Source organism: Moraxella canis, assembly GCF_034424565.1.
GTDB lineage: Bacteria > Pseudomonadota > Gammaproteobacteria > Pseudomonadales > Moraxellaceae > Moraxella > Moraxella canis.
Genome location: NZ_CP139961.1, coordinates 911,079 through 924,709 on the forward strand (window position 1 = coordinate 911,079; position 13,631 = coordinate 924,709).

The window sequence follows — 13,631 nt, forward strand, 5'->3', positions numbered from 1 at the left end:
AAGGCACAGATGTACCAAGCACTAGGCTTTGGGCACGCATCACAGCGTAAACCTAAAAATATTTTGTGTCATTGAATTGTAATATTAAAAAATGTATGCTAAGATATTTTTAACACCGAAGCCTGATGCAATATTATTGCCGCTTGCTTGAGTGGCATAAGCAAAGTTATAAGTATATTTTGTTACATATTTCATATATAGTTTAACAAAATTCTATTTTTATCTTTGCTAAATTGTTGTATACTGATACAAATGTGTATCAACCTATGGATAGAAGATTGGCATTTTTAAATTAAAAATGTTTAATTGATATTCCGTAGGTATTTTTCTGTCAAATACCGACCCATTGGAGTTTATTATGCAAACCAAACTAATCGCATCTGCATTGATCGCTGCTCTAGCTCTAACTGCTTGCTCAAAGCCAGCTGACCAAGCTCAAGATTCTGCTAATACTGCTGCTGAAGCTGCTGTAGACGCACAACAAGCTGCTAACGAAGCTGCTACAACTACTGGTGAAGCTACTGCAGACGCTGCTAACGCTGCTGCTGAAGCTGCTGCAGACGCAACTGAAGCTGCTAACGAAGCTTCTGCTGAAGCGACTGACGCTATGACCAGCGACGCTACTGCTGCTGAAGCTGCTCAAGCTCAAGCTGCTGCTGACCAAGCTCAAGCTAACGCTGAAGCTGCTCAAGAAGCTGCTACTGAAGCGACTGAACAATCTAAATAATTTGATACAGCTGATCGCTGAAGCAAATTATCTGATTTCAGATGAAAGAGAGCTCTACGGAGTTCTCTTTTTTTTGGCTTAACATAAAACAGTAAGTAAAACAGTACATTTTTTTACTTGGCTTGGCAGAGAATTTTGCTACAATCAAAACACAAAGCATGATTTTTGAGTCATGCCAATTTACCCAAGGACAATGAGTTAGGAGAGCCAAATGAGCAAAATTTATGAAACTACGGCAAGTGTTGTCGGCGCTAGAACAGGTACAGCGACTTTATCAGACGACGATAACAGCTATAATATGGTTCAACCGGGTAGCAATAAAGACGGTAACAACCCTGAGCAGTTTTTTGCCATGGGCTATGCCGCCTGTTTTGATGGCGCATTGGGCTTGGTCAAAAAATCTGCCGGTAAAACATTTGACAGTAAAACTCAAGTCACCATTGAGCTAAATAAAGAAGGCGATTCCAACTTCTTTTTAACCGGCGCCATCCATGTGGTCGCAACTAGTGGTGACATTACCGAAGATGAGCTATTATCACTGGTTGAAAAAACTCATACCGTCTGCCCTTATTCCAAAGCGGTTGAAGGTAATATCGACATGAAGCTCAGTGCTTCGGTGGAATAATTTGGTTAAATAATTTGACTTTGGTATGCCGCTCAAATCATTCGCTTGATTTGAGCGGTTTTATCTTTGGCTTATGTATAATTTTAGATATAAAAAATTGCCCCAGGAGACACCTAGGGCAATACAGTAAAATCAGCTTAAAAAATTAAGCTTCCACCACAGGAATCTTACCGATTTTGGCTTGCCAAATCTTAGGCGCGGTAGCGTGCACTGAGCTGCCGCTGCTATCTACGGCGACTGTCACTGGCATGTCTTTGACCTCAAATTCATAGATCGCTTCCATGCCAAGCTCAGGAAACGCCACTACTTTTGCATTTTTGATGGCTTTAGAAACCAAATACGCCGAGCCGCCCACTGCCATCAGATAAACGGCATTATTATCAGCAATCGCTTGACAAGCCGCCTCGCCACGCTCTGACTTACCAATCATACCAAGCAGTCCAGTTTGCTCTAGCATTTGACGGGTAAATTTATCCATGCGTGTCGCTGTCGTAGGACCTGCCGGACCCACCACCTCATCACCCACAGGATCGACCGGACCAACATAGTAAATGATCTTATTGGTGAAATCGACTGGCAGCGTTTCACCATTATTAAGCATATCAGTCATGCGCTTATGCGCAGCGTCGCGACCTGTGTAGATTTTGCCACTCAGAAGCAGAACATCGCCTGTTTGCCAAGTTGCCACCTCTTCTTTGGTCAATGTATCGACATTGATTCGCTTGCCATTTTCAGGATTGTAAGTCACATCTGGATACACATCCAAACTTGGCGGCACCAGCTCAACTGGACCTGAGCCATCAAGCTCAAATTCTACATGGCGTGTGGCGGCGCAGTTTGGAATCATTGCCACAGGTTTTGAGGCGGCATGTGTTGGGCAATCAAGAATCTTAACATCCAGCACCGTTGTCAATCCACCCAAACCTTGCGCGCCGATGCCCAAAGCATTGACTTTTTCATAAAGCTCCAAGCGCAATGCTTCGGTGGTTGACAGCTCAGCACCAGAGTCGGCTTTTTGTTTGAGCTCGTGAATGTCGATGTGACTCATCAAAGACTCTTTGGCAAGCAGCGCTGCTTTTTCTGGCGTGCCACCAATACCAATACCCAAAATCCCAGGTGGGCACCAGCCTGCGCCCATGGTCGGGATGGTTTTAAGCACCCAATCCACGATGCTGTCCGATGGGTTTAGCATGGCAAGCTTTGACTTGTTTTCAGAGCCGCCACCTTTGGCAGCACAAGTCACTTCCACTTTATCACCCGCCACAATCTCCATATGGATGACCGCTGGCGTATTGTCTTTGGTGTTTTGTCGCTTGCCTGCTGGGTCTGCCAGCACCGAAGCGCGTAGCGTGTTATCCGCATGATTATAAGCACGGCGCACGCCTTCATTAACCATATCGGCGACGCTCATGGTGGCATCCCAAGTCACATTCATGCCAACTTTCAAAAATACCGTCGCGATGCCTGTATCCTGACAAATCGGACGATGCCCTTCGGCACACATACGACTATTGACCAAAATTTGGGTCATGGCATCCTTGGCAGCGGGGTTTTCTTCACGCTCCAAGGCCTCAACCAACGCCTCGATATAATCTGTAGGATGGTAGTAGCTGATGTACTGAAAAGCATCGGCAATACTTTGAATAAAATCATCTTGCTTAATGACGGTCATGGTGACTTCCTTTTGGCTAATTTGGTGCTAAGCACGCAAACGGCTAATATTTGCTTAAGTAATCTTAAGCTGCTTTAAAATTTTAAAATCTTGGCAAGCCTTTATGGGCAAGCCGATCAAGCAGGTCAGTAATTAATTATCAACTGACAAAATCTGTGTCAGTACTTCGATCAGTCGCTCGTTTTGAGCTTGTGTGCCCACACTGATGCGCAGATAGTCTTTGATGCGCGGCTGCTTAAAATGACGCACAATCACGCCTTCTTGACGCAGACGATCGCTGATGTCTGCTGCGTCATGAGCAGCTAAGGTGGCAAAGACAAAATTCGCCGCTGAAGGCAGCACTGTAAAGCCAAGCGCCTGCAAGTCTTGGGTGAGTGCCTGACGAAGTTTGATCACCTTGGTGCGCTGATCTTCAAAATAGGTCACATCTTCGACACTGGCTTTGGCGCCTGCTTGGGCGATGCGGTCAAGCGGATAAGAATTAAAGCTATTTTTCATCGCCGTCAAAGCCGCGATCAAATTTGGATCGGCAAAAGCCATACCCACGCGCAAGCCAGCCAAGGCACGAGATTTTGAAAAGGTTTGGGTAACCACCAAATTATCAAACTGGCGAATCAAGCGTATCGCAGAGGCTTCTTTGACATCATCGGCATAATCAATATATGCTTCATCGATCACCACCACCGCATCAGGGTGCATGGCGATGAGCTTTTTGATATCTTCGATGGATAACAGGCGCCCTGTCGGTGCATTTGGATTTGCCAATATCACCCCATCACAAGGCTTATGATAGTCTTCTACATCAATGCTAAAGTCGTCCTTGAGTGGGATGCTGTGGGTTGTCACGCCGAAGGTATCGGCATACACAGGATAAAAGCTATAACTGATGTCTGGCATGAGCAGCGGACGCTCTTTGGTAAAAAAGCACGCAAATACCAACGCCAACACTTCATCCGACCCATTACCAACAAACACTTCCTCTGGCTTTAGCCCATAATACCCTGCCAAAGCCTGACAAAGCTCATCCGACTCAGGCTCTGGATATAAGCGAAGCATACGCGCCTCATCACTGAGTACTGCCTGCATCGCCATCACCGCCTTTGGGCTTGGCGGATAGGGATTTTCGTTAGTATTTAGCTTGACCAAATTATCATGCTTGGGCTGCTCGCCAGGCACATAAGGGCTAAGACTTTTTGCCTTAGCGCTCCACAAACGATTGTCAATACTCATGATTATACGAAGCTTCCCTTAGATTTTAAAAGTTGTGATTTAATCAGCTTTAAAACTTTGATTATGTCAATGATTAATAAATCTCACCCATCATGGCGATAGCGCGCTGACAGGGCGTGAGCATCTAAGTTTTCTTGCACCGCCAAAATGTCCGCCGTTTTTGCCAAAGGTTTGGCACCATCTGGCGTACAATAGATGAGCGATGTTTTTTTGGTAAAATCATAAACCCCAAGCGGCGAGCTAAATCGTGCCGTGCCTGATGTCGGCAAGACATGGTTAGAGCCTGCACAATAGTCGCCAATGGCTTCTGGCGTATGTCTTCCTAAGAAAATCGCTCCGGCATGGCGTACATAGTGCGCTACTTCTTCGGGGTTATCCAATGACAGCTCCAAATGCTCAGGGGCAACTTGATTAATGACATCAATGCCTTCGGCTCGGTCTTTGACCAAAATCAATGCCCCGCGACTGGCAAGCGCCTGTTTGGCGATATCGGCTTTTGGCAAAACCGCCAAGGCATCATCAATGGCATCTTTGACCGCTTGTAACTGCTTGGGGCACGTGGTCACAAAAATCGCCTGTGCCACTGTGTCGTGCTCAGCTTGCGACAACAAATCCATCGCCAGCCACTCAGCATTATCATCAGGCTCACCTTCGGCATAGACCAGCACTTCTGATGGTCCTGCAATCATGTCAATGCCCACTTGCCCAAATACCGCACGCTTGGCGGCAGCGACGTATTTGTTGCCAGGCCCTGTGATTTTATCCACCGCAGCTATGCTATCAGTGCCATAAGCTAGTGCTGCCACCGCCTGAGCTCCGCCAATGGTAATCACACTATCCACGCCTGCCAGATGAGCCGCCGCGAGTACCAAGGGATTAAGTTCACCACTTGGGGCGGGCACGACCATGGTGATATGCCCAACGCCAGCGACTTTGGCAGGTATGGCGTTCATAAGCACGCTGGACGGATAGCTTGCCAAGCCCCCCGGCACATAAATGCCCACCCGGTCAAGGGGCGTGACTTTTTGTCCCAAAATATTACCCAAATGGTCGGTAAAACGAAAGCCGTCTTCTTTTTGGTATTCATGAAAAGCAAAAATCCGCTTGGCGGCGTATTCTAAGGCGTGCTTGACATCATCGGTTAAGCCATCAAATGCCGCTTTTAGTTCATCAGCGCTGACAAACAGCTCATCCATGCTGACAGCGGGGTGCTTATCAAACTGTTGGGTATAGCTTAGCACCGCTTCATCACCGCTTTCTCGCACCTTAGCGATGATGTTATTGACCGTGGCAATCAGTGTGCTGTCGGTTACCGTTTCAAAGGCAAGTAAGTCTTTTAACTGGCTGTCAAAGCTATCATCTTGGCTGTTTAAAATTTTTATATTTGGCATGGCTACTCATTTAATACATATAAAATCAATATAAATTTATCACGTCCAAAGCTTGGTCAATTGATGAAATAAGCAAAACTTGGATCCAATCCAGACCAGGTTAAATCACAAACTAATCATATGGCTTTATTAAAGATGCATTTTACCTAAGCCTTAAGCTTGAATACCTATTTTTAGTCATTTTCTAACTAAACATCGCTAAATCTTACCACGCAATGCGTCATGCAAGGTATAAGCATAAGCCATGACAGACCGACCCGATTGAGTCACTACAGTTACCTGATCACGCTGATATGCTTCACCTTCGAAAGCATCTAGACGTTCCCAGTGCACATCCAGCTCATCAGAACTCAATAGCCATCCTTGCACCAACTCAGCGGTATCATCAATCACCAAAGCAGGATAGCCGCCTGTCAGACCAAAACCCATCTCATCCATCACCCCCTTGACCGCTGCCTGCTGCCAAGTACCCAAAATCGGCGTCATGATATGATGATTAGATTTGCCAGGCGCGAGCGTCCCATAAACAAATAGGTGCTCCATGATCTTTAAGCGCCTTGTTCCAGGACTGCTTTTTCCAAAATCTGTAAAATTGGCTCAATCTGCACCAATTTGCGCTTATGGCTGACAGGATTCGCAATCAAGCGCGATGACACTTGACAAATGGTCTCCAAAGGCTCCAAACCATTGGCGCGCAAGGTATTACCCGTATCCACCACATCCACAATCAAATCACCCAATCCCACCAAAGGCGCAAGCTCCATCGAGCCGTACAGCTTGATGATGTCCACCTGCTCACCACGAGACGCAAAATAGCTGCGGGCTACATTGGCATATTTGGTGGCGATACGCAAGCGGCGATTGGGTAGCACCGCGCCTTTGACACCTGCGGTCATTAGACGGCATTTGGCGATGTCTAAGTCAAGCAGCTCATAAATCTGCGCATCGTATTCCATCAAGACATCTTTGCCCGCGACGCCGATGTCCGCCGCACCATGCTCTACATAGGTTGGCACATCAGAAGCTCGCAAAATCAGTAAACGAACATTAGGATGCGTGGTAGGAAAAATAAGCTTTCGAGACTTATTAATGTCTTCGAGCGGTACAATGCCTGCCTTAGCAAATAAAGGCAAAGTTTCATCCAAAATTCGCCCTTTTGACAGGGCAATGGTTAAGCCTGAAAAATTTTCTGTCATGGTTGTCATCAATTGCCGGTGCCACCGTTTAAATAGTAAAAGATTGGGTGTGATTTGGTGAAAATGGCGTCAAAGTCTTTATAACTTTAGACTTTGATACGCTCAATATTCACGCCCAACCCACGCAGTTTATTTTCCACATCATCATAACCACGATCGATATGATAAATACGGTCAATGATACTCTCACCTTCAGCACACGCTGCCGCCATTACAAGTGACATAGATGCTCGTAAATCGGTTGCCATCACAGGGGCTGGCATGAACTTTTCGACACCTTCAACGATGGCAGTATGACCATCGACGCGAATATTTGCCCCCATGCGCTGAAGCTCTGGCACGTGCATGAAGCGATTTTCAAAGATATTTTCAATAATCGTGCTTGTACCTTCTGCCAAGCAGCACACCGCCATCAGCTGTGCTTGCATATCGGTTGGAAACCCTGGGTGTACTTGAGTGCGGATGTCGACCGCTTTTGGACGCGTGGTCATCACTGCACGAATCCAGTCATCCCCTGTGGTGATCGTCGCTCCCATAGCTTCAAATTTTTTGAGCACAGGATGTAAAAACTCTGCCGATGTATTGAGCGCCAACACATCGCCGCGGCTCATGAGCGCACCTGCCAAATAAGAGCCTGTCTCGATACGATCTGCGATCACGCTGTACTCACACCCATATAAGCTCTCAACCCCCTCAATGATCATCGTCGTTGTGCCGATACCACTGATTTTAGCCCCCATGGCAACCAACATATTTGCCAGATCTACCACTTCAGGCTCGGTGGCACAGTTTTCTAAGCGCGTGGTACCGCGAGCGAGCGCTGCTGCCATGATGATGTTTTCGGTGCCGCCAACCGTCACCATATCAAAGCTAAAATCACAGCCGATCAGGCGACCACCTGCGGGCGCTTTGGCTTTGACATAGCCATTTTCAACTTCGATGGTCGCACCCAAGGCTTCTAGTGCCTTAAGATGCTGATCCACAGGTCGCGAGCCGATCGAGCAGCCACCTGGTAGGCTGACTTCCGCCTCACCAAAACGCGCAAGCAGCGGACCTAAGACCAAAATCGATGCGCGCATCGTACGCACCAGCTCATAGGGCGCGTAATAATCTGTCACGACACTGGCATCTGCTGTGACCGTGCTGCCTTCTTTGCGAATTTTAACGCCAGTGCCTGCGATCAGCTCAATCAAAGTGGCTGTATCTTTGAGCGTCGGCACATTATGAAGCACCGTCTCACCATTAGGCAGTAGCATTGCTGCCAGCAGTGGCAGCGCGGCATTTTTTGAACCTGAAATGGTCACCTCGCCAGCGATACGGCTTGCACCTGTGATTTTAAATTTATCCATAACTGATCCCTTAGCTTAAGCTTTTTTGGCGGCGTATTCTGCAGGCGTAAGCGCATGAATCGTCAAAGCGTGCATAGCGCCACTTTGGATATGTTCATTAACAAGTGCATAAATCATCTGCTGACGCGCCACCAAACGCTTACCTTCAAAGGCATCATCAACGATCAGTAATTCAAATTTATTACCTTCATTCACCGCATCAATGTGGGCATCGGTAAAATGTGGGCGAAGTAGCTCAATTAAAGCTTGTGCATTCATAGATTTTCTCGTTGTCAAAGAGCGGTCAATGCCGCCTAAATAATTGCTGTTATTATATCAAAGTCTGGCAAAATTTATCATCACACGCTGCCAGATATGTCGCCAAATGACCACTGGATGTGATACAAAACCTATTGGGGAATTTCAAACACAGGTGCTGTATTGACAGGCGCGGCATTACTGGCGTTGGGTGTATAAATTTCTTGCAAGGTATAGCCACCCTCCACCACATCAGGCTCGGTCACCACGCCACCATAGCCATCATCGCTGACATATGCCTCTGCGGCGACCTCATTGGCATAATTTTCAAGCTCCTGAGCACTGACCAAAGTCGTCAAGGTCACTGCAGCCTCCATGCCAGGTGTCGCCTGGATGGCTTCTAAAATATAGCCTTGCTGATCAGGGGTCAAATAGCCCATGACATAGGCGGTGCGATCGCGTACGATGACTCTGTATTGTGAAGACTTAATGTCTCGATTGGTCAAAAGTCGAGCATTGATTTTCGAGCGTAAGTAATTTTCTTGCAGGGTATGGCTTTGGCTTTTTGGGGTCTCAACGACAGTCAAATAATTAAAGACTTTTTCCACGTCTCTCATTGAGTCAATCGTGCGCCCAACTTCAATCTTGATTTGCTCGCTTGGCACTTCACCAGTCAATAAAACTTCTCGGCGAAAACTGGCAATATCAATGCGCACTGCATTTGGGCTAACCCCTGGGATGGTAGCAAGATTGCGGCGTGCGGTAAGCTCGATACTGCTGTCACTGATACGCTCAGGAATGGTGCGACCCATCGCATCAGCGCCGACACTTTGGGTACTGTGAGTGGCGCACGCTGTCAAACCAAGCGCTGCCGTAGCCATCAAAACGATCAGTAATTTTTTCATAACATCCTTTCCTATCGCTGCGGATTTGCCCCGCGGTCAATCAACTTTTCTTGAATTTTATGGTTCATCAAAAGGCATCGGTTAGCCATTCATGACAAACCAAATCATCCATCAAATCAAACACAATCACATCAAAACGATACTCATCGTCGGCATACTCAGGATGATCCCTCAAAAACTGCTCAGCGGTTCGGTAGAGTTTTGCCTGCTTTTTTGGAGTGATACTCTCAAGCGCTGTGCCATACACAGAACTTGTTCGGCTACGCACCTCAACAAACACCGTACAGAACTTTGGCGCAGCACTTTTAGAATGCGACACATTCGATTGCAGAGTCGCCCTAGCAATGATATCAATCTCACCAATACCAGGGACATTAAAATTCGTCTGAACGATTTTTAATCCTGCTTTTGAAATGAGTGCTGCAGCCAGTTTTTCAAAAGCATCGCCTTGCCTACGCTTGGCAGTTTTGGACAGCACCTCATCCATCAGCGGATGCGCTTGACCACAACAGTGTTGGCGATTTTATCATGCCAGCCTTGCTTATTTTTATCAAAAGCAATCCAAATATAGCCCAAGCCAAAAACAAGTCCTGAAATGGTATAGCCAATCAAATAACGCAGTAGCGCTTTTGGCACGGTGATGAATTGTCCTGTTTTGGCATCACGAATCTGCAGCCCAAAAAGCATTTTGCCTGGCGTTGCGCCTTTTTTGACCCAAAACCAAATAAAGATTGCAAGCATCACCAATGACACGATCAGATCCCAAGCGGTATAAGGCTGTATCTGATCAACGGGCATATCCATCATTTGCCCATAGGTGTAAAACCAATAAGGCACCAGTACCACCATACAAATAAGGCTATCGACAACATATGCCGCAAATCTTATCCAAAATCCTGCATACTCAAACTCTGAGTCGTCATGGCGTGGGTCGTGCGCTAAAGAGTGAGTGTTTGCCATCATAGTTTCAAATGCCTGTATGCCTAAATAAAATAATTCTAGCATAACAAAGTTTTGAGATTTTCGCCATAAGTTATGTGATTTTACGGTGAATTTTTGGCAGATTTTGGGTAAAATGACACCAAATCAGCATGAGACTCTTATGAAATTACGAATTTTAAGCGTTGGGCATAAGATGCCCCAGTGGGTACAGACGGGATTTGAGGAATATTTTAAGCGCATTCAGCCAATGATGAGCGTTGAGATGGTGGAGCTGCCACCTGCTAAGCGCAGCAAAAATCCATCGCCTGCCGAGATTGAAAAATATAAATCTGCCGAAGCGATGACCATTTTAAACGCCAAGCACCCAAAAGAGCTTTTATGGCTGCTTGAGGTGAAAGGCAAAATGCTCTCCACCGAGCGCCTGAGTGATAAGCTTGATGTCGCCATGCAAGAAGGCGTGGATATCGCTTTGGTGATTGGTGGTGCTGATGGCGTCTCATCTGAGATATTGCAAGCGGCAGATTTTAAATGGTCGCTATCTGAGCTGACCTTGCCGCATCCTTTAGTGCGCGTGATCGTCATGGAGCAGCTGTACCGTGCGATGAGTATTATTAATAACCATCCTTATCATCGCGGTGGCTAAAGCCATTCAAATCTTGCTTGGCAATGTCCCTATCTGTGATTAAAATCAAAAAAAAACCGCTCTCAATGGAGCGGTTTTTAAGGTGATGTGACACTAAGGCTGTTTATTCAACGCCTTTCATGGTCAATTTGATACGACCACGGTTGTCAATGTCTTGAACCTGAACTTTGACAGATTGACCTTCTTTGAGATAATCACCAACATTTTCGACGCGCTCATCAGAGATCTGACTGATGTGCACCAAGCCGTCTGTGCCTGGCAAGATGGTCACAAAAGCACCAAAATCAACGATGCGCGCAACTGTACCTTCATACACTGCACCCACTTCAACTTCGGCAGTGATCGCTTCGATTTGTGCGATAGCGGCGCGTGTTGAGGCTTTATCCATACCAAAGATGCGCACTGTGCCATTATCATCGATATCGATGGTCGCGCCAGTATCTTCGGTTAGCTGACGGATGGTTGCACCGCCTTTACCGATCACATCACGGATCTTTTCAGGGTTGATATTGACCGTTGCATAATTAGGCGCATGCGCATTGATCTCAGTGCGGCTTGAGGCAATCACTTCATTCATGGCATTTAGGATATGAATGCGTCCTGCATGCGCTTGTTTAAGGGCTTGCTCCATGATGTCGGCAGTGATGCCTTCGATTTTGATGTCCATTTGAAGTGCGGTGATGCCTTCGGTGGTACCAGCCACTTTAAAGTCCATATCGCCCAAATGATCTTCATCACCCAAGATGTCCGATAACACAGCAAAGCGCTCGCCTTCTTTGACCAAGCCCATCGCGATGCCTGCCACTGGCGCTTTTAGAGGCACGCCTGCATCCATCAATGACAATGATGCACCACAGACAGATGCCATTGATGATGAGCCATTCGATTCGGTGATTTCAGAGACCACACGAATGGTATATGGGAAGCGCTCGGCAGCTGGCAGCATGGCTTGGACACCGCGGCGTGCCAAACGACCATGACCGATTTCGCGGCGTTTTGGCGCACCTTCACGACCTGTTTCGCCGACGGAATAATGCGGGAAATTATAATGCAGCATAAAGTGATCTTGCTTGGTGCCTGCCAAGGTATCTACCAAATTCACATCACGTGTCGTACCCAAAGTGGTCACAACCAAAGCTTGGGTTTCGCCGCGGGTAAACAATGCCGAGCCATGCGTATAAGGCAACACGCCCACTTGAATATCTAGCGCGCGCACTGTCTCCAAGTCACGACCATCGATACGCGGCTTACCTGATAGAATATTATCACGCACGGTACGATATTTTAGCTCTTCAAACAATTCTTTAACGCTTGCTGCTTTTTCTTCATAATTTTCGCTCTCAGGCTCACCTACCAGCGCTTCTAGGGCTTCATTTTTGATCTCATCCAAACGAGTATAGCGATCTTGTTTGACAGTGATGGTATAAGCCTCACTGACCTTATCAGTAAACTGAGCTTTCAAAGCCTCATTGAGCGCTTCATCAATGGCAGGCGCAACAAATTCTTGCTTGGCATTGCCTACCGCTTGGGCGAAGGCATTGATATTATCAATCACCACTTGCTGCTGACCATGTCCATAAAGCACCGCGCCAAGCATTTGATCTTCGGATAGCTCACGCGCTTCTGACTCAACCATCAACACCGCAGACTGCGTGCCTGCAACCACCAAATCCAAGTCGCTTTGCTTCATCTCTGCCAAGGTTGGGTTTAGGACATACTCACCATTAATAAAACCAACGCGAGCAGCGCCGATAGGACCATTAAATGGCGCAGGTGAGATCGCCAATGCTGCTGACGCACCGATCATCGCAGCAATGTCAGCATCTTGAGATTTATCCGATGAAATGACCGTGGCAGTCACTTGGATTTCATTATAATACCCTTCTGGGAATAGGGGGCGGATCGGGCGATCAATCAAGCGAGAAGTCAGTGTCTCAAACTCTGATGCACGACCTTCGCGCTTGCCATAGCCACCTGGAATCTTACCAGAAGCGTACATTTTTTCTTGATAATTCACTGTCAAAGGGAAAAAGTTTTGACCGGCAACGGCTTCGGGGCGTACCACCACTGCCACCAAAACAGACACGCCACCCATATGCACAAGTACGCTATTGGCTTGGCGAGCGATACGACCGGTTTCTAGGACAACTTGTTGGTTGCCGTATTGAAATTCTTGACGAATGGTATTAAACATAAATATATCCTTTTATATGATAGGCATTGATTGGCATAATCTAAAGCCCTAAGGCATAACATCGTGTCATGTCATGCCTTAGAGTTCTAAATTCATGCCGAATGCGCTTGATGATTCAAATCATGAAACAATGAATAAAAAACGGCACGCAAAAGCACGCCGTTTTCGGTATCGTACACAGGTTAATCAACCCAACGCTAAAAGCGAATTAACGACGCAGACCCAATGAACCGATCAAATCAGTGTAACGATTCAAGTCTTTACCTTTTAGGTAGTCTAGCAATTTACGGCGTTGGTTAACCATGCGGATCAAGCCACGGCGGCTGTGATGGTCAGCTTTGTGTGCTTTGAAATGATCTTGCAAATCATTGATACGTGCAGTCAATAAAGCAACTTGAACTTCTGGGCTACCAGTGTCGTTCTCACCGCGCTGATATTTTGCGATGATTTCTTCACGATCTTTGTTAGTCAACATAACGGATTCCTCAATAAGCAATGCAGAGATATTCAGGCAAGCATT

Annotated in this window: 15 protein-coding genes; 3 read left to right on the forward strand and 12 right to left on the reverse strand. The window is 46.7% G+C overall.

What is annotated here, in order from left to right:
• Positions 1-358 precede the first annotated feature (358 nt).
• Entirely contained in the window at positions 359-727 is a 369-nt protein-coding gene (locus U0021_RS04095) for a hypothetical protein (protein WP_114800645.1), read from the forward strand.
• 211 nt (positions 728-938) lie between these two features.
• Positions 939-1,352, forward strand: a complete 414-nt coding sequence (locus U0021_RS04100; protein WP_078256068.1) for an Ohr family peroxiredoxin — start codon at positions 939-941, stop codon at positions 1,350-1,352.
• Between the two features lie 145 nt (positions 1,353-1,497).
• Here the strand turns inward: U0021_RS04100 and U0021_RS04105 are convergent, their stop codons facing one another.
• From U0021_RS04105 to U0021_RS04150, 10 genes are all read right to left on the reverse strand, one after another.
• Positions 1,498-3,024: a fumarate hydratase gene (locus U0021_RS04105; RefSeq protein ID WP_114800646.1), complete on the reverse strand. Its 1,527-nt coding sequence runs from the start codon at positions 3,022-3,024 to the stop codon at positions 1,498-1,500.
• A 132-nt stretch (positions 3,025-3,156) separates the two neighbouring features.
• Positions 3,157-4,254, reverse strand: coding sequence for a histidinol-phosphate transaminase (gene hisC / locus U0021_RS04110; protein ID WP_114800647.1), 1,098 nt, complete (start codon positions 4,252-4,254; stop codon positions 3,157-3,159).
• Between the two features lie 83 nt (positions 4,255-4,337).
• Positions 4,338-5,645: a histidinol dehydrogenase gene (gene hisD / locus U0021_RS04115; protein WP_114800648.1), complete on the reverse strand. Its 1,308-nt coding sequence runs from the start codon at positions 5,643-5,645 to the stop codon at positions 4,338-4,340.
• A gap of 198 nt (positions 5,646-5,843) precedes the next feature.
• Positions 5,844-6,188: a gamma-glutamylcyclotransferase family protein gene (locus U0021_RS04120; protein ID WP_114800649.1), complete on the reverse strand. Its 345-nt coding sequence runs from the start codon at positions 6,186-6,188 to the stop codon at positions 5,844-5,846.
• A gap of 5 nt (positions 6,189-6,193) precedes the next feature.
• Positions 6,194-6,850, reverse strand: a complete 657-nt coding sequence (hisG, locus tag U0021_RS04125; protein WP_078256064.1) for an ATP phosphoribosyltransferase — start codon at positions 6,848-6,850, stop codon at positions 6,194-6,196.
• Between the two features lie 77 nt (positions 6,851-6,927).
• Positions 6,928-8,190, reverse strand: coding sequence for a UDP-N-acetylglucosamine 1-carboxyvinyltransferase (gene murA, locus U0021_RS04130; RefSeq protein ID WP_114800650.1), 1,263 nt, complete (start codon positions 8,188-8,190; stop codon positions 6,928-6,930).
• A gap of 15 nt (positions 8,191-8,205) precedes the next feature.
• Positions 8,206-8,448 (reverse strand): BolA family protein, encoded by a 243-nt coding sequence (locus U0021_RS04135; RefSeq protein WP_049237754.1) that lies wholly within the window; start codon positions 8,446-8,448, stop codon positions 8,206-8,208.
• A 131-nt stretch (positions 8,449-8,579) separates the two neighbouring features.
• Positions 8,580-9,332, reverse strand: a complete 753-nt coding sequence (locus U0021_RS04140) for a BON domain-containing protein (protein ID WP_114800651.1) — start codon at positions 9,330-9,332, stop codon at positions 8,580-8,582.
• Positions 9,333-9,399: 67 nt separating this feature from the next.
• On the reverse strand, positions 9,400-9,819 hold the full coding sequence (locus tag U0021_RS04145; RefSeq protein ID WP_227538712.1) for a YraN family protein: 420 nt from the start codon (positions 9,817-9,819) through the stop codon (positions 9,400-9,402).
• Positions 9,819-10,292: an RDD family protein gene (locus U0021_RS04150; RefSeq protein WP_227538713.1), complete on the reverse strand. Its 474-nt coding sequence runs from the start codon at positions 10,290-10,292 to the stop codon at positions 9,819-9,821. The genes U0021_RS04145 and U0021_RS04150 overlap by 1 nt, the downstream gene beginning before the upstream one ends.
• Before the next feature lie 142 nt (positions 10,293-10,434).
• Here U0021_RS04150 and rlmH point away from each other — a divergent pair, with 142 nt between their 5' ends.
• On the forward strand, positions 10,435-10,917 hold the full coding sequence (gene rlmH / locus U0021_RS04155) for a 23S rRNA (pseudouridine(1915)-N(3))-methyltransferase RlmH (protein ID WP_114800669.1): 483 nt from the start codon (positions 10,435-10,437) through the stop codon (positions 10,915-10,917).
• A 103-nt stretch (positions 10,918-11,020) separates the two neighbouring features.
• Here the strand turns inward: rlmH and pnp are convergent, their stop codons facing one another.
• Positions 11,021-13,117 (reverse strand): polyribonucleotide nucleotidyltransferase, encoded by a 2,097-nt coding sequence (gene pnp / locus U0021_RS04160; protein ID WP_227538715.1) that lies wholly within the window; start codon positions 13,115-13,117, stop codon positions 11,021-11,023.
• Between the two features lie 202 nt (positions 13,118-13,319).
• Positions 13,320-13,586, reverse strand: coding sequence for a 30S ribosomal protein S15 (gene rpsO, locus U0021_RS04165; RefSeq protein ID WP_049237758.1), 267 nt, complete (start codon positions 13,584-13,586; stop codon positions 13,320-13,322).
• Positions 13,587-13,631: the final 45 nt, after the last annotated feature.